Raw genomic sequence first — 20998 nt, 5'->3', positions numbered from 1 at the left:
CAGGTGTGAGTCAACATGAGCAAAGCCAGTATAGGAAGCGGATTCCTATACTGGCTTTCTCGTCAGCGGGTTGCTGTGGGTGAGGCAAACGCCTTACTGCTTGTCAGCAAGTGAGGTGTGTGCTTCCAGATCCTTCAGCTGGCCCTGAATGTAAGACTTCATGCGGGACAGGTAGTCGCCTTCGAAGCCGCGCAACCATTCGACGCGGTCTTCCAGCTCAGCCTTCTTCTCGGACAGATCGGTGAGGGTACGGCGGGACTGTTCCTGAGCGTCCCGGATGGTGGCGTCGGCTTCAGCCTTGGCTTCTTCGATGATGCGCTGGCCTTCGGCCTTACCTTCGGCAACGTACTGGTCGTGCAGCTGCTGTGCCATGGCGAGCATGCCTGCAGCGGACTGGGCGTCGCCAGTTGGTGCGGCGGCAGGAGTCTCGACTGCTGCGGCAGCCTGTGGGGCTGGTGCAGCTGGAGCTTCTTCCTCGACAACTGGTTCTTCTTCGACGACTGGTTCTGGCTCTTCTTCGACAACAGGTGCAGCAGAGACAGGGGCTGGAGCTGGCACATCGGCGCCGTCCAGCTGTGCTTCGAGTTCGGCGACCTGCTTGCGCAGTCCGTCGTTCTCTTCGTTCAGGCGGCGCAGTTCAACGACGATCTCGTCGAGGAAATCATCTACCTCGTCCTGATCGTAGCCTTCACGGAATTTCGTCGGCTGAAAGCGCTTATTGACTACATCTTCTGGCGTCAAAGCCATCGGGTCACCTCAATACTGGTTTGTTGTCCGCTTCGCCGGACGATTACTTGAACCTTCGGATCTCATGCGAGTCGATAAGTTCGCATCTTTTATATATCTAATTTATAACGCAACGTTGGTCAAGCCAAACCTTGCGCCCCGAGTGTTGAGCCTAAGCTAGCGCAATTGCTCGGACGATCATCTTCAGAATTGCTACGGCGAAGAAAACAATAATGAACGAAAAATCTAGATTTAGTCCGCCCATTCGCATGGGTATACGGCCGCGAAGCCATCGGATTGGCGGGTCTGTGACGGTGTAGGTGGCCGAGGCCAGAATCAGCACAGCCCCTTTGGGTCGCCATTGGCGCGCGTATTGTTGGACAACCTCAAAAACAATCCGAATGACCAGAAGAAGCGAGTAAATTGTCAGCACCAAATACAATGCTGCCCAGATGATTTGCACGCTCGTCGCTTCCTTCCGTGAGCAGTTAGTGGCGGATCCAGCCGGTTAGGACTGGTTGAAGAAGTGTTCCTGGTTCTCCGAGGTACGCTGGTCTTCGCCGAGAACTTCAACATCTTCCGGGGTCAACAAGAACACCTTGTTGGTAACCCGCTCGATGGAGCCACGCAGACCGAATACCAGGCCGGCGGAGAAATCAACCAAACGCTTGGCCTCCTGCTCGCCCATATCGGTGACGTTCATGATGACCGGGATACCGCTGCGGAACGATTCGCCGATGATCTTCGCGTCGTTGTAGCTGCGCGGGTGGACCGTGGTGATTTGGTGCATAGTACCGTCTTCTTCTCGAGCTGAAGCTGCACGTTTAATGGGTGTGACCGGCGCGCGGTATTCCTTGACCTCTTCTGGTTCGGAAGGCTCGACCGGTTCTGGTGCGGCGAAAGCGCGCACAGGTTCTTGGCGAGGGGCTTCAGCCACCTCTTTTTCGATGTGCGGACTTTGGCTGCGCTGCGGCTGGGCCTCTTCCGCATCAGCAAGCCCGAGGTAAATCATGGTCTTCTTCAAAGCACCACTCATGGTTTACTCCTCATCTGGGTAAGGTTGTAGCGCATCGACGCGTTCGCACCCGATACTTAGCGCTACTTTGACGTTACCCGAGGCTAGGGCGCGCACCGAGCACATCGGAGCCAATGCGTAGGTGTGTCGCACCTGCGGCCACGGCTGCTTCTAGGTCGTGGCTCATGCCGGCCGAACACCACGTCGCCTCCGGATAGCTGGCCAACAAGCTCTCATGGTGCTTGGCAAGACGTCCGAAAGCTTCTGCCGGGTCCGCATCCATCGGTGCCACGGCCATGACACCTTGTAGCGTCAGCCACTCGGTGGCAGCGATGGCGGCGGCAATTTCCTCGATTTCGGCTGGCAATGCGCCGCCGCGGGGTTTGGCTGGGTCTGTTCCAGCTGCGGGGTCAAGGTCCACTTGGATCAGCACCGGAAGTTTTTTCTCGCGCAGCTGGTAAGGATCGGGGATTTCGCTCTCCCGTGCAAAGCGCGCCTTGGCTTTTTCTAGGGCTTTGACCAGGCTGACCCGGTCGACCGAGTGGACGGCCGAGGCGTATCGCACCACGGTGCGGGCCTTGTTGGTCTGCAACTGGCCGATGAAGTGCCAGTTCAGCTCGAGATCGCTTGTTTCAACGGCCTTGGGACCAGCTTCCTGGTCTCGGTTCTCCCCAAATTCGGTGACGCCGAGTTCGGTGAGTAGTTCCACGTCGGAAGCGGGAAAGTACTTGGTGACCACGATGAGCTCGGGTGCGACAGCGCGATCGGCGCTGGCTGCGGCGATTCGTTCACGGACACGTGACAGCGATTCGGTGAGCTCTTGGCGACGGGTACTCAGGTCTACTCCTTGTTAGCAGTTGCGGGGGTCAACACCACTCCGGCATTACGCTCAGTGATGTCGCCACCACGATACGAATAAAAGGCGGGGTCTTCACGGGTGCAGATTCCGGTCGACATGGTGTGGATACCTGCCTGCTGCAGCACTTCTGCTGCTGCCGCACTCAGATCGAGTGCGGGTGTCCCCCACGATGTTTCCGCCCCTATTGTACTGAATTGGGTTTCAGCTTCTTCCCGCATGGCGAGAGGGACCTCGTAACACTGTCCGCAAATGGCGGGACCAATCACCGCGGTTGGACGGACATAGTGGTGGCTGCCGGGTGCGGCCAGTTTTGGCTGGAGCACATGGAGGGCTTGCTGGATGATGCCGGCGAGCAGACCCACTCGGCCGGCGTGTATGGCCGCCACCAGTGGCTGACCTTGATGATTGGTTCCTGCGATCAGGATCGGCAGACAATCTGCGGTGAGCACGCCCAGCGAGAGCGCCTGCCCGTCGCTGTAGTGGCCATCAAACTCCGCCGCGAGTGAGCTTTGGTCTTCGCTCACAGTTCGGGGCAGCACACAGCTGGAGTGTGTCTGGCGCATGAAACGTACCCGGTTGTAACCGGCCGCTGTTACGGTCTCGTCCAAGCGTTGGCGGGGTGTGGGCAGAGACGACACAACCCCAGACTCCGGAGGTGGTGACGCGAGGGATCCAAAGGCTGTGCCCGTGAATCCGATCACCACCCCGGAATCCAGGGTTGTTTGCCAGGAAAAGGGAGGGAGCAATTTATTTCAGGAAGTCAGGCACATCCAAGTCGTCATTGGCTGACGCCGTGGTTGGCACGACGGGCACAGCGTTGTTTTCGAACTCAGTAGCCTTGATTTGCTCGTGCTCGGTATCTTCGACTGTCTCCGGCAGTGGCTCTTCTTCACTTGCGGCACCGGCTTCCACCGGTGCAGCGGCTGGAGCGCTGGTGGCGTTGATCTGATCGAAACCGGCCGCAATGACGGTGACGCGGACTTCGTCCCCGAGTGCGTCATCGATGACGGCACCGAAGATGATGTTCGCTTCTGGGTGCGCAACCTCTTGCACCATCCGGGCGGCTTCGTTGATCTCGAACAGCCCTAGGTCAGAACCACCCTGGATGGACAGCAGCACACCGTGTGCGCCATCAATGGATGCTTCCAGCAGCGGAGAGGCAATAGCGAGCTCGGCAGCCTTGGTGGCACGGTCGTCCCCGCGCGCAGAACCGATTCCCATTAGCGCGGAACCGGCGCCCTGCATGACTGACTTCACGTCGGCGAAGTCAAGGTTGATCAGGCCAGGGGTGGTGATCAGGTCGGTGATGCCCTGAACACCGGAGAGCAGGACCTGGTCGGCGGAGCGGAAAGCGTCAACAACGGAGATGTTGCGGTCCGAGATGGAGAGCAGGCGATCGTTCGGGATGACAATCAGGGTGTCGACTTCGTCGCGCAGCGCTTCAATACCGGTTTCGGCAGAGTTGGCCCGGCGGCGACCTTCAAAGGTGAATGGACGAGTGACAACACCGATTGTCAGAGCGCCCAAGGAGCGGGCGATACGAGCAACCACGGGGGCGCCACCGGTACCGGTGCCGCCGCCTTCGCCTGCGGTAACGAAGACCATATCGGCACCGCGCAGGACTTCTTCGATTTCCTGAGCGTGATCTTCGGCAGACTGACGGCCGACCTCAGGGTCAGCGCCGGCGCCTAGGCCCTTAGTCAGTTCACGCCCAACGTCCAGTTTGACGTCGGCATCGCTCATGAGCAGTGCCTGAGCGTCTGTGTTAATGGCGATGAATTCAACACCGCGCAGGTTGGCTTCGATCATGCGGTTGACGGCGTTTACGCCACCGCCACCGACACCAACAACTTTGATGACGGCTAAGTAGTTTTGGGGTGCTGCCACGTCTATGTATCCCTTGCTCTGGTATGTACGGTTTTCACCGGATCCTCGCTCACCCAACCGAACTGAATTGGCGAGGACGCTTCAGCCAACCAACCTTAAAGCTCAAGTAGAACGTTAAGATTATGTCAACCTGTTCCCAGTTATGAACCTATTGTGATTGCGGTACGCATTCAAAGACCGGGCCGGTGTGTCGCTCGATTAGTTACTTCCTAGCGCAAAACCGGCTGGTCCGGGGTGCTGACGTCAAAGACTTTCACGGCTGTATAGTCTTTGAGTTTGCCAGCTTTTGCCTGTTTGGCGCGGTGGGCTTCGTTTTTCATCAGCGCGTCGAGGACCGCTTTTTTCTTTTCGTTATTTTCGCTATTGCCCCAGAAAATCTGGCGGCCATCTTTGAGTTTCAAGATGACCGAGTCCACTGTCTTGGCTTCGGCTGAAACCATGCGGCCGCGCAGCCCCGATCCGACATCACCGAGCACATTGGTCACGGTGGTGAACAGTGTCTGATCTTTGGTGGCTTGACCGGAGTCCACCACCGGAAGTTTGAAGCTATCCGCCTCTTTCTTGCCCGAAAGAGTTTTAATGTTCTGACCCAGCGAGTTGTATAGCGCGTAGCTGGTGGTCTTGTCCGTCTTGGTCTGTACCACCACGACGGGGTCATACTCGATCAGGTGAACGATCAACGTGTCCGGTAGCTGAACTTGGATCCGGCTGCTGCTGATGGCGCTTTGATCGGCGAGCATATCCGCTACTTGCCCGTCCGTGACCTGGGGAAGAGGTTTGCCGGTCAGCGGTTCGAGTTTCTTGACTACAGTTTTTTCGGCCAGCAGGTGGTTGCCGGTGGTCTTGATGGTCTTGGTCGCTAGCAGCGGGCTGAAGAAGAGGACCGCCATGACAGCACCGATGATCAGCACACTGAGCAGCGAAATCATCCACGCCCAAAAGGCCCAGCGTTTACGGCGTTGGGTTGGCGACTCCGGCAGTTCGAAAATGTTGGCTTCGTGCTGCGAAAAGGACATTAGCGTCCATCTCCGTGGCTGTGGTGATCTTCTAGAGCGGTGACAAGGTGGTCCGCGCAATAGGTGACGTCTCCGGCGCCGACGGTCAGGAGTACATCCCCAGGCTGGGCCTGCTGCGCCAGCTGGGCGACGGCCGCCTCAGCGGTTAGGACGGGAGCCCCCGAGCCGATTTTGTGGGCGATCAGTTCTGCGGTCACCCCCGGGATGGGGTCTTCGCGTGCCGGGTAGATCGGCAAGATGATGGCCTCGTCAGCAAGTTCGAGCGCGGCGGCGAATTCGGCAGCGAATTCTTGAGTCCGAGAGAACAGGTGTGGCTGGAACAGCACGCGTACTGCCGCTGCACCTGCGATCGAGCGGGCAGCCTGCAAGACCGCCCGCACTTCTGTCGGGTGGTGAGCGTAGTCATCAAACACGCGAATGCCCTGGACTTCCCCGTGGAATTGGAATCGACGGGCCGCTCCCCCGAACCCGGCTAGCCCTTGGCTACCTGCCTCAAGGTTGGCATCTAAGACGCTGAGGACGGCCAGCGCCGCGGCAGCGTTCAGGGCATTGTGCTGTCCGGGCATCTGCAACCGGACTTGGTGGCTGGTTTCACCTGTGGTCAGGGTGAACTCTTGGCCAGTGTTCACAGCCTTCGCGTCACTGAGTCGAATGTCCGCTGCGGCGTCGAAACCGTAGCCAATCACGTTCAGATCAGATCGGTGTTCCCGCGCCCATGCTGCGGTGCTGCTCGCCCCGGGGTCGTCGGTGCAGTAAATCAGGGTTCCATCCGGGACGATCTTGGCGGTGAAGTCTTTGAAAACTTGGTAAACGGCTTCCGGGGTTCCGTAGTGATCGAGGTGGTCTGGCTCGACATTCGTTAACACGACAATGGTTGGTGTGTAGTTCAGCAACGAACCATCGGACTCGTCAGCCTCGGCCACGAACAGATCCGTGGAACCAACATGGGCGTTAACACCTAGGTCAACCAGATTGGCACCGATCGCGAACGTTGGATCAAGCTCGGCGGCCCGCAAGGCCGTGGCCGTCATCGAACTCGTGGTGGTCTTGCCGTGGGTGCCCGCAACGGCAATCACCCGATGACCGGACATCGCTTCGGCAAGTGCTTGCGAACGGTGGAGCAAGCGCAAGCCACGGCGCCGGGCTGCTTCGTACTCCGGATTACCGTCTTGGGCAATAGAGGAAGCCACGATGACGTTCGGAAGGAGGCCTTTTGCGTCGAGATCGTCAAGATTTTCGGCCCGGTAGCCGATGTAGGTCACAGCGCCTCGGGCGGCGAACTCGCTCATCACCGGCAAGTCTTTGGCATCAGTTCCGGAGATCGTCCGTCCTTGCGCCTGCATGATTCGGGCGACTGCTGAGACACCCACTCCGGCCATGCCGAGGAAGTGGATCCGTTCCTGCTGGTTATTTTTCAAGCAAGGACCTCCTGAATCATGTCGACCATACGCGCGGCGGCGTCTCGTTGACCGAACGATGCCATGAGCCCGGCCTGACGATGAAGTTCTGCTTCATTGGTCAGCAGAGCGGTCAGCTCGGTTTTCACCCAGTCCGCGGTAAAGTCTGCGTTGTCGATCACCGTGGTGGCTTGAGCAAGCTCGAGATGTTCCACGTTCCGTTTCTGCTCGCCATTACCGATCGGCAGCGGCACGAAAACGGTCGGCACGCCCACGGCGGTCAGCTCAAAAACAGTTCCGGCGCCAGCGCGGGTGACCATCAGGTCTGCCGCGAGGTAGGCGTCTTCCATGTGCTGAAGGAATTCACGCTGGTGATAATGTTCGTGCAGCACCGATGGGAAACGTCGTTCGTCGACGTGTTTGTCGTGACCGGTCAGGTGCAATATTTGAGCCCCGGTATCCAAGATTGGGGCAGCGCCGGCCGCCAAGGCCTCGTTGAGGCTTACTGCCCCGGATGAGCCACCGGTGACGACCAGGGTTTTGCGTTCGGGGTCGAGTCCCAGTCGAGTTCGGGCCGCGGCCGTTCCGCTCCCCCGACGAGCCTGAACGATTTCGGCACGCATGGGCATGCCCACAGCTTCCGGTGCCGAACCCAGTTTGGTTCCTTCGTAAGCGGTCGCCACCTTGGCGGCGAAGCGCGCACCCACAATGTTGGCGAGTCCTGGCTTCTTGTTGGCTTCATGGATGATCACTGGGATCCCCAGCTTTTTAGCGGCCAAGTAAACCGGGGTGCACACATACCCGCCGACACCGACAACGGCGTCCGCTTCTTTGCCACGCAGAATGTTTTCTGCTTGGCGAATCGTGGCATAAAGCCGAGAGGGTACTTTCAGCAGATCTAGGTTGAGCTTTCGTGGCAGCGGAACCTTGTCGATGGTCTCCAGCGGCCAGCCGGCTTGTGGTACCAGTGAAGTCTCCAGCCCGGATTCGGTTCCAATCACCGTCACCTTGGTGTCCGGATACTGTTGCCGCACCGCTGCCGCCATGGCCAGCAGCGGTGAAACGTGTCCTGCGGTGCCACCGCCTGCAAAGACGAGGGATCCTAGGGAGCTTTTTTCAGTCTCGGTCATGTGTGGGTCTTCTTCGCATCATCAAGTTCTTGCAACAACTCTAGTTGCTGGGTGTGCTGTCGCCGATTTATGTTCAGCGCAATGCCCATTGCTCCGATCGTGGCAATGAGTGCCGAACCACCATAACTGATGAAGGGCAACGGAACGCCGATCACCGGCATCAACCGTGTCACCATGGCGATATTGATGAAGGTCTGCCCCACAATCCAAATGAGCATGACCCCCAACACCACACGGCTGAACTTGTCTTCAGCGTTCACGGCGGTACGGTACAGCCCGATGGCCAGAATGATGAACAACAAGATCGTGAATACCGCGCCCAACAAGCCAAGCTCCTCACCCAAAATGGTGAAGACAAAGTCAGACTTCGCTTCAGGCAAGTAGTGCCATTTGACGCGAGATTGGCCCAAGCCCAACCCGGTCCAGCCGCCGGCGGCCAACGCGTTCAGACCCTGTTCTGTTTGGTAACAGGGGTGTGTGGGTTCGTCACAGTTTGTGCCCAGCCAGGCGTAGATGCGCCGCATTCGGTTGGCGCTCAAGGCGGTGAGCGCGCCGACCGCCAACAGTCCTGCCGCGCCGCCTAAAATCAGCCAGCGCTTTGGTACCCCGGCCAGAAGTAACGCGACGGCCAGCATCAATGACAGCACCAAGGTCGTGCCCAAGTCAGAGCCATACATGACCAAGCCAATGATCACCATGCCCACGGGCAGGATGGGGATGAGCAGGTGCTTAAATTCGTGGATCACCGCCGATTTGCGGGCCACCACGCTACCGGCCCAGAGGGCGAACACAGGTTTGGCGATCTCTGCCGGTTGGATTTGGGGCAAGGGTCCAAGCCGTAGCCAGTTGCGGTTGCCGTTGACCTCCACACCCAAGGGCGTGAAAGCCACTAACAGCAGCATAATCAGCACGATCACCAGACCGCCCCAGGCAATGAGGTGAAAATGTTTCAGTTGCATGCGGCGCAACACGATCATGGCTAGCAGGCCGAGACCTGCAGCGATGGCTTGACGTTGGAACTCGCCGAGAACAGAAACGTCCTTACCGATGGATTCGACCGTCAGGGAGGAAAGTACCATGACCAATCCGAGCGCCACTAGCAGCAGCGTTGGGACCAGAATCAGGTAAAAGGTGACCCGTGGGTCATCCTTTTCCAACCAGGCGGTGAATCGGCTAAGCACGTGGGAAACCTTTGGCTTCCATCAGGTCGGCCACAGCATCAATGAACGCTTGACCGCGTGTCTCATAGGAAGTGAATTGGTCCATGGAGGCAGCAGCTGGCGCGAGCAGAACAGTGGAATCGGCGGTAGCGTTCTGATCCGCTTGTGCCACGGCCGCAGCCATGACCGCTCGCCCGTACGCATTCTTATCCATAAACGCTTCCGGGTTCTGTTCAATCAATGTCACGGGGACGTTGGCCGCATGCTTGGCAAGCGCGTCTTGCAGACCGGCGATGTCGGTGCCGATCAGGATGACTGACTGGAGGCGTTCTGCATTGGCTTTGATCAGCTGCTGGTAGTCCACCCCCTTGGAGAGGCCACCGGCAATCCAGATGATGTTCTTGAATCCCCGCAGGGAAGCGTCGGTGGCGTGTGGGTTGGTTGCTTTGGAGTCGTTGACCCACAGCACATCTTCGGCCTTGGCAACCAGTTGCATCCGGTGGGCGCCAGGTTCGTAGTTTTGGATGCCTGCTCGGATGGCCTCCGGTGGGACGTCAAGGGCTCGTACCAAAGCGGCCGCAGCCAACGCATTTGCAACCATGTGCTGGGCAGGTGGGGTGGTGAAGTCTTCGAACCGAGCCAGTTCCAATGCCTGAGTCTTGCGCTCGACCAAGTAGGCTCGGTCCACCAAAATGTCATCGACCAGCCCCAGCATGCTCAAGGCTGGTGTGTTAGTGGTGAAACCGATAGCTCGGGCACCTTCAACAACGTCTGCTTCTTCCACCAAAGTCGTGGTAGCCGGCTGGTCTGCGTTGTAGACGCAAGCTAGCTGTGCCTGGTGGTAGATTTTCGCTTTTGCCGCCACGTAGGCGTCGTAGCTGCCGTGCCAGTCCACGTGGTCTTCAGCCAGATTCAGAACCGCAGCAGCGTGGAAGGACAACGAGTCGCTCCAGTGCAATTGGAAGGAAGACAGTTCTAGGGCCAGTACTTCGAATTTGGCTGGATCACGAATGGCGTCCAATACCGGCACGCCTACGTTGCCGCAGGCGATGGCGCGTTTCCCGGCAGCCAGAAGCATGGATTCAGCCAGCCCGACGGTGCTGGTTTTTCCGTTGGTTCCAGTCAGCCCGATCCATTGTGGCAGCGGCGCGCGCTCGGCTGGATCTTGCGAGTTAGCCCACTTGTCCTGCACGCGCCATGCCAGTTCAACATCGGAGAAGACGGGGATGCCCGCGGCGGTGGCTGCTGCCAGCAGTGGCTGATCTGGCCGCCAACCGGGTGAGGTCACGATGAGTTGCGGGCTTTCACCGTCAACGCTTGGGATTGCATCGAGGTGTTCTTCGCCCAAGAGAACCTCGTGTGCGCCGACGATCCGCAGTGTTTCTGCCTTGGCCTGGTTCTCTTGGTGGTCTGCACCGTCAACAACGACGACTTTGGCACCCAATTCGATCAGCGTGTCAGCGGCCGAGAAGCCGGACACGCCCAAGCCGGTGACAACGGCAGGCACGCCCTGCCATGGCCCGTACCAGCTGGTCAGTTCGGGAAGAACATTAATTTCCTGCATTCAGGACCCACTCCCCATAGAACATGGCGATGCCGGCAACGACGAAGAGGACGCTGATGATCCAGAACCGAACCACGACCGTGACCTCTGCCCATCCTTTGAGTTCGAAGTGGTGCTGCAGCGGCGCCATCAAGAACACCCGCTTGCCACCGGAAAGCCGGAAGTAGGCGACCTGGATGATCACCGAAGCTGCGATGATGACCATCAGGCCGGCCAAGATCACGAACAGCAGTTGCGTGCGGGAGAACAGCGCGAAGCCGGCCAGTACTGCGCCCAGCGCCAAGGAGCCGGTGTCGCCCATAAAAATCTTCGCCGGGGAGGTGTTCCACCAGAGGAAGCCGACCAGCGCCGCGCAAATAATGGCACCTAGCAGGGCCAGATCCAGTGGGTCTCGGGTTTCGTAACAGGCCGATTCAATGGCGCGGGAAGAGCCACAGGTTTGGTTGAACTGCCACAGCGAGATCACGGTGTACGCCAACGAGACCATGGCTACCGCACCGGTGGCTAGCCCATCAAGACCGTCGGTGAGGTTGACCGCATTTGTGGAGGCGGTGACAATCAGGTTGGCCCACAACACGAACAGGATGATCCCGACAACTGGTCCGGCGAAAGCAAGATCAATGCTGGTGTCACGCACAAAACTGATCGCCGTTGAAGCTGGACTCAGTCCCCGCTCGTCCTTGAAGAACAGTGCCATCACGGCGAAGGAGACACCGACGATCGCCTGCAGCACGATCTTGGCCCACGCCCTGAGCCCCAACGATCGTTGTCGGCGGATGATGATGTAGTCATCCAAGAATCCGACCAGTCCCATACCGACCATCAGATAGATGAGCAAGAGCCCTGAAACTGTGGGCCCAGGATGCTGCTCGTTGATGGCGCTTTCGATGAGATGGGTCAAGAAGTAGGTCAGCACGATGGTCAGGATGAAGACCACCCCACCCATGGTGGGTGTGCCACGCTTGGTGTGGTGCTGGGTTGGACCGTCGTCTCGGATGAACTGACCGTAGCCTTGTTTCACCAAGAAGCGGACAAACAGCGGGGTTCCCGCCATGGAGATGACCAAGGCCATCACAGTTCCGATGAGGAGTGCTACCACGGCTTACTGCTCCTTGGTCTCTGTCTGTTCGTCTGTGCCGCGACCGGCTAGCCGGTCCCCCAGCGGGCCAAGCCCGACTGAGTTCGAGGCCTTCAACAGAACGATGTCTTCGGGTCGGACCCTTTCGTTCAGCAACGCTTCGGCTGCGGCGATGTCTTCGACATAGTACGCCTCCGAACCCCAGCTGCCTTCAAGAATGGCGGCGTTGTAAGCGGGTTTGGCCCCCTCACCGATCACCAGCAGCTGGCTGATGTTCAAGCGGACGACGGTTTCGCCCAAGTCAGCGTGTGCTGCGCGGGATTCTTCCCCTAATTCTTTCATTTCGCCCATGACAGCCCAAGTCCGGCGTCCGGTATCGCGGCCAAGCTGCGCGACTGCTTTCAAAGCTGCCCGCATGGACTCTGGGTTGGCGTTGTAAGCGTCGTTGATCACCAACAGTCCGTCTTCGCGTTCTTGCCGCTCCATGCGCCAGCGGCTCGCTGGTCCACGGCCACTGAGGGCTTCCACGATGTGTTCTAGGCTCAAACCGGCAGCTTGAGCTGCTGCCGCAGCAGCAAGGACGTTGTGGATGTGATGTTCGCCCAGCAACGCGGTGCTGAAGTAGTCTGTCTCTTCGCTCTGACCCGAGATCGTGCTGCGCAGTCCGGTGCCAAGCTGGAGGGTCTGATCCAAACGCGGATTCAGTGCCACCATCTTTTGCTCGGTTGGGATGGCTTCCCAACGGTTTGCATCGGCACTGACGTAACAAACCTGACCGTTGGTCTTAGCCGCCATGTCCCGCACGAAGCTATCGTCGAAGTTCAGGATCGCGGTTTGCGCTGACGTCAACGTGGACAGGATCTCTGCTTTGGCCGTCGCGATATTGGCTTGGGAGCCGAATTCTCCGGCGTGCGCGTGGCCCACGTTCAGCACGATAGCCACATCTGGTGGAATCAGACCCACTAGGTACTCCAGGTGTCCCAACCCGGTGGCACCCATTTCTAGGACGAGGTAGCGGGTGTCTAGCTCCGCTTCGAAGACGGTCAGCGGCAGTCCGACCTCGGAATTGTAGGATCCGATGGGAGCAACGGTCGGTCCGGCTGCGGCACAAATCGCGGCCAATAGGTCTTTTGTCGTGGTTTTACCGGCCGAGCCCGTCATCGCGATGACGGTGGTGGGACTATGCGCACGGATGCGGCGCACAATCTCTGCGGCCAGTTGGCCCATGGCGGTGACCACGTCTTCAACGAGGATGGCCGGGTGCGGATTGCGTTGGGCGTCTTTGGTCACACGTTCGGCCAGCACAAAGGGGGCTCCAGCCTCGATGGCCTGATCGATGTAGAGGTGCCCATCGGTTGTCTCACCCGGTTTGGCGATGAACACGGAAGAACCGTTTGCTTCTCGAGAATCAACCGTGGCGGCCGTAACGGTGGCGGCGGTATCGATCTCACCGCTGAGGGAACCTGCTGTGATGGCCGCAATTTCGGCCGCGCTCAATTCAATCATGACGTATCGACTCTACCGCGCGCGGGCCTGTTTCTGAGCCAAGGCCACCGCGTGACGTAGTTCATCTCGGTCATCAATGGGTACGACGGTGCCGGCAACATCCATGGCCGTTTCATGGCCGCGGCCGGCCAGGACGATCGTGTCGTGGCGATCCGCCAGCTCGGCTGCGTGCTTGATCGCGTCTTGGCGGGGAGAGATTTCCAGCAGGGTCCGATCGGCGTCGTGCTCCCGAATCCAGTCCTTGGCTCCGGCCATGACTTGAGCCCGGATGCCGGCAGGTTCTTCCCCGTGCGGATCATCATCAGAGACGATGATCACATCCGCGTATTCGGCTGCGATGGCGCCCATGATGGCCCGTTTGGACGTGTCACGTTCACCGGTGGCGCCGAAGACCAGAATGAGTTTGCCAGCGCTGGCTTCCTTCAATGCGCTCAAGGTGCGAATCATAGCGTCCGGGTTATGCGCAAAGTCCACGACCCCGGCTGGTTCTTGCGTGATGACTTCCATCCGTCCTGGCACCGCGGTGTCGAACGGTCGTCCTCCGGACAGGACCTCCACCAGCTCTTGGCGGGTGATGCCTAGTGCTGAGAGGTCAGCGGAGAGCACCATGACGGCTGCCAAGGCAGCGTTGGCGATATTGAACTCGCCTGGCAGCCCGGTGCTGGTTTGGATGCGGGTACCGTCCTTGTGTTGGAGCGTGAAGGCGTGGCCCAGTCCGTCCGGGGTCACCTCAGTCACTGACCAATCGGCTTCCGGATCAGTGCCATCGGTGCACAACCGCACGAGTTTGGCACTCACAGCGGCAGCCATCTTGTGTCCGTAGCCCTGCTCACCACCGTCGGTGAGGATCACCGCGGTGTCGCAGCGTTGGCTGCTGAAGAGCTCAGCTTTGGTGTCGAAGTAGTCCGCCATGCTCCCGTGCAGGTCAAGGTGGTCTTGGGTCAGGTTGGTGAAACCGGCGACAGCAAAGTGCAGCCCTGAGATGCGCTGGTAACTGATGGCATGGGAGGAGACCTCCATGACACCGGACTGGCCGCCCGTCTGTGCGAGCTTGGCGAACAAGGCGTGAAGTTGGGTGGCCTCGGGTGTGGTGAGCGAACTCGGGATGGTTTCGGCACCCAGCCGGGTTTCGATGGTGCCCACTAGTGCCGAGGTCAATCCCAGTTGGGTGAGGACGGCGTCGATAAAGTAGCTCGTGGTGGTTTTGCCGTTTGTTCCGGTGACCCCGAACAGTTTGATGTCCCGGACTGATTCATCACGGTAGATCAGTTCGGCGACGGCACCCACGTATTGGCGTGGCCGTTGGACGGAAAGTACCGGAACCTCCACTCCCCGCAATAGGTCAGCCCCGGCGGGGTCGGTCAAGATTGCGGCAGCCCCGGCGGCGATTGCTTGGCTACCGTAGGCGGCACCATGTTGTTTGGCCCCTGGTAAGGCCAAGTACAGATCGTCAGGCAGCACGGTTTTGGTGTTGAGGCTGACGCCGGTGACCTGGGTGTTCATACCGGAGGGGTGCACGTCAGCAGGCTCAAGTCCTACTGCTGCAGCAACGTCAACCAGTGGCGTTGGTACAGGTGTGTTCGGCCGAAAGTTAGCTTCGGCCTGTTGTGCGGGGCTCAGGCGTGTCATTCTATTCCCATGGTCGCTTCTGCGGATCGTCGGTAAACACTTTATAGTGTTTGGACTTCGCTCCGCTTGGCGGCACATTGTAGGTATTGAGTGTTTGTCCCATGACTTGGGCAAAGGTGTCGGTAACGGTCCAGTCTTTCCAATCACCTTGCGGTCGGTAGACGATCACCGAGACGACGAAGCGGGGATCATCCAGCGGTGCAATACCGGTAAAGGAAGTCACGTACCCGTCGTAGACACCGTTCACGGCGACCTCACCGGTACCGGTCTTGCCACCGACGCGGTAGCCGGGGATCTTTGCCCCGACGCCGGTGGATTCTTCCACGACGGCTTCCATCATCCGCAGCATTTCTTGGGCGGTCTTCTTGGAGACGACTCGCTCGCCCTTCTTCCGCGGCGCTTTCTCTTCCTTACCGTCGGCTGAGATGTAGGCATCGATCAGCTGCGGTGGGACGCGCACACCATCGTTGGCGATCGTTTGGAAAATGGAGGCCGAGTGCAGATTCGTGACGGTGTAGCCCTGCCCGAATGAAGTGGTGTACTGCTGGCGGCGATCCCACTGATCCGCTGGGGCCAGCACGCCGGGGCTGGAGGTGTTCAATCCGATGTCAATGGGACTGCCGATGCCGAACTTGCGCATGTACTCTTCGCGCTTTTTGTTGTCCATCTTGTTCGCCACCTGCACCGTTCCGGTGTTGTAGGAACGGGCAAAGACACCTGCCGCAGTCATGTCGAAGGTTGGGTGTCGCATCGAATCGTTGATGGTTTCACCGGTGAAGGTCTGCTTGTTAGGCACCCGGAAGTTATCCAAGGGTTTGATGGCCCCAGAGTCCAATGCCGCCGCAAAGGTCGCAACCTTGCCGGTCGAGCCCGGCTCGTAGTCTCGGGTCAAGGCCAACGGCTGGCGGAATAGTTCATCCGTCTTGCCTGGATTGGCCGGATCCACCGTGGTGGAGTCAGCCATGGCCAGGATCTCACCAGTTTTCGCATCCGTGACCACGATGTTGCCCCAGGTGGCGCGATATTGCCGCACCTTGGCGCTGATGGCCTCTTGAGCGAACCACTGGATATCTTGGTCAATGGTCAGCCGGATGTCTTTACCGTTTTCGGCAGGTTTGATCGATGAATCGGCGGTAGCGATACGGATGCCGTCAGCACCTATCTCCATGGTGTGTTCCCCTGGAGTACCGGAGAGGATCTCGTCTTGGGTCCGTTCAATCCCTTCCAGTGGTGTCCCGTCCCCACTCAGGAAGCCAAGGACTGAGCCTCCGACTGCACCGGAAGGGTAGACGCGCTTGTCGATGCGTTCACCCACCAGCGCAGGGATCTTCAAATCAAGGGCTGCGTCTTTGACCTCGGGCAGCAAGTTCTTGGCCACAATCTGGTAGCGCTTGTCCCCCGTCAAAGTGTTTTTTACGGTGTCAGAGTCAGCGTTCAAGATCTTGGCAAGTTCTGTCGCCGCCTGATCGACGGAAACGACTTCATACTCGGTTGGGGTTGTGCCCGGGATCGGTCGTTTGTAATCGGCCACCAGGGTTTGGTCCACGACCAAGTTGTACCGGTCCACGCTCATGGCAAGCACATTGTTCTTGGAGTCCAAGATGGAACCGCGTTCGGCCGGGATGGAGTAGGTGCGGGTTCGTTCCTTGGCGGCAGCAATCGCTTTTCCGTCCAGGTCCAAGCCCTGAATCACGAAGAGACGTCCGCCCAGCACCATGAGCAGCACCAAGGCTGCCGCAACGGCAAAACGTAGTCGGCCGTTAGTGGGGCCGGATACGGCACCCAACAGTGGACCGAGCTGTTGCTTCTTGGGTGTTGCCACGTCCGGGGCTCCTCGGGTCGATGTTTACCTTTGCCGTGGCGCCGGTATGGTGCCACCATTGAGTTCTTGTTCTGCCAGCTGCGGGGTTGCTTCGCGGGTTCCACCGGTCGCAGCTGGGCCGGTGGAAGATGCCGACTCACTCTTAGGGCTCTTCACAACAACCGGTTCGGATGAGGCTGCGACTCCGGGCTTGGCAACCCATGTGGTGGGTTTATCGGATTTCTTGGCCGGAGTCGGATTGCCTTTGACCTTCTGGCTGTTGACGTCGACGGAGCCGACAGAGGCTGGCATCACCATTCCTAATTCTGCCGCGCGGGAGGCCAAATTCTGTGGAGCTTGGAGGTTTTTGACTTGCTGTGTCAGGGCTTCATTTTGCTGCACAAGCTCTAGCTGCTGGTTTTTCATCTGCACCACGTTGTACTGGTGGCTGGAAACCGTGACGTTAATCCCCAAGATGATGACCACCGCGGCAAGGACCGGAATCAGGTAGGACAACAAGAACCAAGCGTTCTTTCGCTTGGTTCCACCCGTGATGACGCGCAGGACTGGGCGTTTCTCACTCGCTACCTGCCGTTGCCCGGCCGAAGACGGTACAGCAGTCAGTAACGGTTGACGTTCGTTCGGTTGCGCCGTCATAGCCTATGACTCCTGGGGTAGTCTGCCTGTGGTTTGATGTCTTCTCTGATGCGCTCTGCTGCACGTAGCTTGGCCGAAGCCGCTCGTGAATTCTCGGCGATCTCTTCTGCGGAGGGGGCCTCTGTTCCTTTTGTCACCATGGTGAACGTGGCTTTGAGTTCTTCCGGCTCAATAGGCAGCCCGACTGGAGCCTTTGATTTGGAGCGTTCACGCAAGTGACGTTTGACGATTTGATCCTCGAGGGAGTGATAGCTCATCGCCACCAGACGGCCACCCACGTGCAACCGGTCCAAGGCATTCGGGATGGCGTCCTCAAGAATCGCCAGTTCCTCGTTGACCGCAATCCGGATGGCTTGGAAGGTTCGTTTTGCCGGGTGCCCGCCTTTGGTGTGCGGGGGAACCGCCGCGATGATGACATCACTGAGTTCTTTGGTGCGGGTAAACGGGGTTTCTTCCCGTCGCTTGATGATGGCGGCTGCGATTCGGTTGGCGAATCGTTCCTCACCGTAGACCCGGATGATTTGAATCAGTTCCCGTTCCTCAACAGTGTTGAGTAGCTCAGCGGCATCGATACCCGCGGACTGGTTCATGCGCATGTCTAGTGGCGCGTCGTACGAGTAGGCGAAACCGCGGTCTCGTTCATCCAGTTGCAGCGACGAGACCCCCAAATCGAAAAGGATTCCAGAGAGTGTCTGGGCTCCGGCTTCCGCCAAGGCTTCGTCAATTCGGTCGTAGGTTGTGTGCACGGGCTTGAAACGATCACCAAAGCTGGCCAGACGTTTGCTGGCCAATTCCAACGCTTGGGTATCGCGGTCAAGACCGATCAGCAGCACGTCGTCAAACTGATTCAGAATAGCTTCAGAGTGCCCACCCATCCCGAGGGTGGCATCAATGATGACGGGAGTTGTACCGGACTGGCGCGCAGCTTCGATTCCGGGAGCCAGAAGATTGACGCAGCGCTGGAGCAACACTGGAACGTGACGGTCAGAGGTAGGCTTGGCCTCCATCTGGCTCCCTTCCATGTATGAGTGCTCAACGGCGCTGATGATCAAGGTGCTAGTGCTTGCAGTGCTGGGGTTTGTCCCCCTTCCGCGCCGTCAAAACGGCCGCACGAAACCCGTCCGACTCCGGGGAAGTTGAGTCGGCTGATCCGTGTACGGAAAGAGAGCAAACCCCAGCACAAGCGTTTCGGGCTGGATCACTCCTGCCCTGGAAGCCCGTCTTCGTCAGTGTCGGAGAACTGAGCTTCCTGTTCGGAGAGGTAGTTTTCCCAAGCGGTGGAGTCCCAAATCTCCGCTCGGCTACCTGCACCGATGACGGCTACGTCCCGTCCCAGCCCCGCATAGTCACGCAACGCGGCTGGAATGGTGATTCGTCCTTGCTTATCCGGGATCTCATCGGAGGCCCCGGAGAGGAAGACACGGACGTAATCTCGAGCCTGTTTCGAAGAGAGTGGCGCTTTCCGCATTTCTTCGTGCATTCGCTCAAACTCACGCATGCTGAAAACGTAAATGCATCGCTCTTGACCGCGGGTCAAGACCAATCCGGTTGAAAGTTCGTCCCGGAACTTCGCCGGAAGAATCAGCCGCCCTTTGTCATCCAGACGCGGAGTATAGGTGCCAAGAAACATGGCCTACCCTCTCCGGCTAGCGACAATACGCACTCACCCTTGCTATCCACTTCGCTCTTACGTCCCCCACTTTACCCCACAATCCCCCACCGTCAAGCAATAATCTTCAATTTGTCCGGAATTTTTTCCACCAGAGTGCACCCTCGTTCCGCTTGATCTCGGGGTTTTCACGAGAATGGTTTGAAGTGGAGGGAAAAACTGTTGGCTCTTTCACAGCGATCCTCACAAGCCTGGTTTCGCCGTGTTTCGGCATAAAAAATCCCCCACTTTGCGCCGAGGGGAGCAAAGTGGGGGGAGTTGGTGGTGGAGGGTGGAGGGGCGTGGGAGCGGTTAGTTATCCGCTTGGCGTGGTGCGCCGTAGCCTCCCCCGCCTGCGGTTTGAATCCGCACGGCGTCACCGCTGGCGAGCGCGCCACGGCTCATGGCTTCCTGCAGTTCCGTGGCTTCATCTTGCTCGCCAAAGCGACGAATGTATTCCACGGAAGCTTTGGCACCGTCAGCGCCACCATTGAGCCCCCAAGGTCCTTGGTCGGTGCGTGCCGTACCGGCAATCACCACAGCTTCTCCGCCCACGAGTGTGAGTGTGCGGATCAGCCCATCACCACCGGTGTATTCGCCAGCGCCACCGGTCCGGTCAGCCACCGCATACTCGCCGACGCGCAGCGGGTACTCCTGTTCGATGACTTCGCAAGGGGTGTTTCGCGTGTTGGTCATGTGGGTGTGAATGGCGTGGGCGCCATCCTGTCCCGGCATGGCGCCTTGGCCACCCCCGTAGGTCTCCACGTAGGAGAAATAACGGCCGGTTCGGAAGTCGCGCCCGCCAATGGTCATGATCGACATGGAACCGGAGGAGGCCGCGGGAACCAGATCCGGAGCGATCTGATGGAAGGCCCCCAGCAGCGTATCTACGATGCGCTGAGCGGTCTGAATGTTTCCGTTGGAGACCGGATCCGGGAACTGGGCATCGACTAGGGTGCCAGGGCGTGTCCGAACCGTAATCGGACGCATCAGCCCTGCGTTGGAGGGCAGCGTGGCATCGGCAATGAGTTTTACAACGTAGGCGACGCAGGCCTGGGTCACCGCAGCGGAGCAGTTGACTGCCCCGGCGCCGGCTAGATCGGTCTTACTGAAGTCAACGGTGAGCCGGTCCCCGCTCTTTGTCACGGCAACATGGATCTCCAGTCGTTCCTCGCCCACCCCATTATGTTCAAGGTGATCCGTGAACTCACCTGAGCCATCTGGCAATGATTCCAGCGCGGTTCGGGTCCGACGTTCGGCGTAGTCAGCCAATTCTTCACAGGCACGGATGAAGTACTCGGCACCCCACTCCTGAACGAGTTCCTCGACCCGTCGCTCCCCCAGCCGGTTAGCTGCAACCTGTGCCATCAAATCGCCGCGGGTTTTATCTGCGGTACGCACATTGGTCATGAGCACATTGAGCAACTCACGCTGCAGCTCACCTGCGCTGTAAAGCTTGACCGGCGGGATCCTGATGCCTTCTTGGAAGATCTCGGTGGCGTAGGTGGCCATGGAACCAGGTGCGATGCCACCAACATCCACATGGTGCGCCATATTGGCAACCACGGCAACCAAGCGTTCATCGACAAAGATGGGTGTAATGACGCAGGCGTCGGGCAGGTGAGAGCCCCGCAGGTAGGGGTTGTTGGTGATCAAGACATCACCGTCGACGAGGTTGTCGACGCCATATTCGTTCAGCACGGTCCGGATAAATTCCGGCATGACCCCCAAATGCAGTGGGATGTGTTCGGCTTGGCTGATCAGTGTCCCATCGGGTGTGTACAGGCCTGCTGAGCAGTCACGACGGTCCTTGATGTTCGGTGAGTAGGAGGTCTTGATGAGTGCAAGACCGACTTCTTCGGCAATCGATTCCAGTCGGTTCCGGGCAATTTCAAGTTCAACTGGGTTCAAAGGCTGTGTCATCT

Annotated in this window: 19 protein-coding genes; all 19 read right to left on the bottom strand. The window is 58.8% G+C overall.

What is annotated here, in order from left to right; translation table 11 throughout:
- Positions 1–93 precede the first annotated feature (93 nt).
- On the bottom strand, positions 94–747 hold the full coding sequence (locus tag ACFFFR_RS00350; RefSeq protein WP_377457195.1) for a DivIVA domain-containing protein: 654 nt from the start codon (positions 745–747) through the stop codon (positions 94–96).
- Positions 748–898: 151 nt separating this feature from the next.
- Positions 899–1189 (bottom strand): YggT family protein, encoded by a 291-nt coding sequence (locus tag ACFFFR_RS00345; protein ID WP_377457193.1) that lies wholly within the window; start codon positions 1187–1189, stop codon positions 899–901.
- 45 nt (positions 1190–1234) lie between these two features.
- On the bottom strand, positions 1235–1762 hold the full coding sequence (locus ACFFFR_RS00340; protein WP_377457191.1) for a cell division protein SepF: 528 nt from the start codon (positions 1760–1762) through the stop codon (positions 1235–1237).
- 73 nt (positions 1763–1835) lie between these two features.
- Positions 1836–2525: a YggS family pyridoxal phosphate-dependent enzyme gene (locus ACFFFR_RS00335; RefSeq protein ID WP_377457855.1), complete on the bottom strand. Its 690-nt coding sequence runs from the start codon at positions 2523–2525 to the stop codon at positions 1836–1838.
- A 56-nt stretch (positions 2526–2581) separates the two neighbouring features.
- Positions 2582–3238 carry a purine nucleoside phosphorylase YfiH/LACC1 family protein gene (locus tag ACFFFR_RS00330; protein WP_377457189.1) on the bottom strand — a complete coding sequence of 219 codons (657 nt, stop codon included), beginning with the start codon at positions 3236–3238 and terminating at the stop codon, positions 2582–2584.
- 109 nt (positions 3239–3347) lie between these two features.
- Entirely contained in the window at positions 3348–4487 is a 1140-nt protein-coding gene (ftsZ, locus tag ACFFFR_RS00325; RefSeq protein ID WP_377457188.1) for a cell division protein FtsZ, read from the bottom strand.
- A 209-nt stretch (positions 4488–4696) separates the two neighbouring features.
- Positions 4697–5503 (bottom strand): cell division protein FtsQ/DivIB, encoded by an 807-nt coding sequence (locus ACFFFR_RS00320; RefSeq protein WP_377457186.1) that lies wholly within the window; start codon positions 5501–5503, stop codon positions 4697–4699.
- Positions 5503–6921 carry a UDP-N-acetylmuramate--L-alanine ligase gene (gene murC / locus ACFFFR_RS00315; protein ID WP_377457184.1) on the bottom strand — a complete coding sequence of 473 codons (1419 nt, stop codon included), beginning with the start codon at positions 6919–6921 and terminating at the stop codon, positions 5503–5505. The genes ACFFFR_RS00320 and murC overlap by 1 nt, the downstream gene beginning before the upstream one ends.
- Positions 6918–8030: an undecaprenyldiphospho-muramoylpentapeptide beta-N-acetylglucosaminyltransferase gene (gene murG, locus ACFFFR_RS00310; RefSeq protein ID WP_377457182.1), complete on the bottom strand. Its 1113-nt coding sequence runs from the start codon at positions 8028–8030 to the stop codon at positions 6918–6920. The genes murC and murG overlap by 4 nt, the downstream gene beginning before the upstream one ends.
- Entirely contained in the window at positions 8027–9211 is a 1185-nt protein-coding gene (locus tag ACFFFR_RS00305; protein ID WP_377457180.1) for a peptidoglycan glycosyltransferase FtsW, read from the bottom strand. Before ACFFFR_RS00305 ends, murG begins: the two co-directional genes overlap by 4 nt.
- A complete protein-coding gene (gene murD, locus ACFFFR_RS00300; RefSeq protein ID WP_377457178.1) occupies positions 9204–10754 on the bottom strand; it encodes a UDP-N-acetylmuramoyl-L-alanine--D-glutamate ligase in 1551 nt (516 codons plus the stop codon). Before murD ends, ACFFFR_RS00305 begins: the two co-directional genes overlap by 8 nt.
- The gene (mraY, locus tag ACFFFR_RS00295; RefSeq protein ID WP_377457176.1) at positions 10741–11853 is read right to left on the bottom strand and encodes a phospho-N-acetylmuramoyl-pentapeptide-transferase; all 1113 of its coding nucleotides are present in this window, start codon (positions 11851–11853) and stop codon (positions 10741–10743) included. The genes murD and mraY overlap by 14 nt, the downstream gene beginning before the upstream one ends.
- Positions 11854–11856: 3 nt before the next feature.
- Positions 11857–13338 (bottom strand): UDP-N-acetylmuramoyl-tripeptide--D-alanyl-D-alanine ligase, encoded by a 1482-nt coding sequence (locus ACFFFR_RS00290; RefSeq protein WP_377457174.1) that lies wholly within the window; start codon positions 13336–13338, stop codon positions 11857–11859.
- A gap of 12 nt (positions 13339–13350) precedes the next feature.
- On the bottom strand, positions 13351–14967 hold the full coding sequence (locus ACFFFR_RS00285) for a UDP-N-acetylmuramoyl-L-alanyl-D-glutamate--2,6-diaminopimelate ligase (protein ID WP_377457172.1): 1617 nt from the start codon (positions 14965–14967) through the stop codon (positions 13351–13353).
- 1 nt (position 14968) lies between these two features.
- The gene (locus tag ACFFFR_RS00280) at positions 14969–16789 is read right to left on the bottom strand and encodes a peptidoglycan D,D-transpeptidase FtsI family protein (protein WP_377457171.1); all 1821 of its coding nucleotides are present in this window, start codon (positions 16787–16789) and stop codon (positions 14969–14971) included.
- Positions 16790–16813: 24 nt separating this feature from the next.
- Complete coding sequence (gene ftsL, locus ACFFFR_RS00275) at positions 16814–17425, bottom strand: cell division protein FtsL (protein ID WP_377457169.1); 612 nt, start codon at positions 17423–17425, stop codon at positions 16814–16816.
- The gene (gene rsmH, locus ACFFFR_RS00270) at positions 17422–18432 is read right to left on the bottom strand and encodes a 16S rRNA (cytosine(1402)-N(4))-methyltransferase RsmH (protein ID WP_377457167.1); all 1011 of its coding nucleotides are present in this window, start codon (positions 18430–18432) and stop codon (positions 17422–17424) included. The genes ftsL and rsmH overlap by 4 nt, the downstream gene beginning before the upstream one ends.
- A gap of 191 nt (positions 18433–18623) precedes the next feature.
- Complete coding sequence (gene mraZ / locus ACFFFR_RS00265) at positions 18624–19055, bottom strand: division/cell wall cluster transcriptional repressor MraZ (RefSeq protein WP_377457166.1); 432 nt, start codon at positions 19053–19055, stop codon at positions 18624–18626.
- A gap of 330 nt (positions 19056–19385) precedes the next feature.
- Positions 19386–20996: a hydantoinase B/oxoprolinase family protein gene (locus ACFFFR_RS00260; RefSeq protein WP_377457164.1), complete on the bottom strand. Its 1611-nt coding sequence runs from the start codon at positions 20994–20996 to the stop codon at positions 19386–19388.
- Positions 20997–20998: the final 2 nt, after the last annotated feature.

Source organism: Micrococcoides hystricis (genome assembly GCF_042434215.1).
Taxonomy (GTDB): Bacteria; Actinomycetota; Actinomycetes; order Actinomycetales; family Micrococcaceae; genus Micrococcoides; species Micrococcoides hystricis.
The sequence above is the reverse complement of the archived record's forward strand: the minus strand, read 5'-3'. Positions and strand labels throughout refer to the sequence as shown.

What these genes read in the sequence shown, in the direction of transcription:
- ACFFFR_RS00285 (WP_377457172.1), bottom strand. Translation starts at nt 14,967, where the DNA reads ATGACACGCCTGAGCCCCGCACAACAGGCCGAAGCTAACTTTCGGCCG.
- ACFFFR_RS00340 (WP_377457191.1), bottom strand. Translation starts at nt 1,762, where the DNA reads ATGAGTGGTGCTTTGAAGAAGACCATGATTTACCTCGGGCTTGCTGAT.
- ftsL (WP_377457169.1), bottom strand. Translation starts at nt 17,425, where the DNA reads ATGACGGCGCAACCGAACGAACGTCAACCGTTACTGACTGCTGTACCG.
- mraZ (WP_377457166.1), bottom strand. Translation starts at nt 19,055, where the DNA reads ATGTTTCTTGGCACCTATACTCCGCGTCTGGATGACAAAGGGCGGCTG.
- rsmH (WP_377457167.1), bottom strand. Translation starts at nt 18,432, where the DNA reads ATGGAGGCCAAGCCTACCTCTGACCGTCACGTTCCAGTGTTGCTCCAG.
- murG (WP_377457182.1), bottom strand. Translation starts at nt 8,030, where the DNA reads ATGACCGAGACTGAAAAAAGCTCCCTAGGATCCCTCGTCTTTGCAGGC.
- ACFFFR_RS00350 (WP_377457195.1), bottom strand. Translation starts at nt 747, where the DNA reads ATGGCTTTGACGCCAGAAGATGTAGTCAATAAGCGCTTTCAGCCGACG.
- ACFFFR_RS00260 (WP_377457164.1), bottom strand. Translation starts at nt 20,996, where the DNA reads ATGACACAGCCTTTGAACCCAGTTGAACTTGAAATTGCCCGGAACCGA.
- murD (WP_377457178.1), bottom strand. Translation starts at nt 10,754, where the DNA reads ATGCAGGAAATTAATGTTCTTCCCGAACTGACCAGCTGGTACGGGCCA.
- ACFFFR_RS00290 (WP_377457174.1), bottom strand. Translation starts at nt 13,338, where the DNA reads ATGATTGAATTGAGCGCGGCCGAAATTGCGGCCATCACAGCAGGTTCC.
- ACFFFR_RS00320 (WP_377457186.1), bottom strand. Translation starts at nt 5,503, where the DNA reads ATGTCCTTTTCGCAGCACGAAGCCAACATTTTCGAACTGCCGGAGTCG.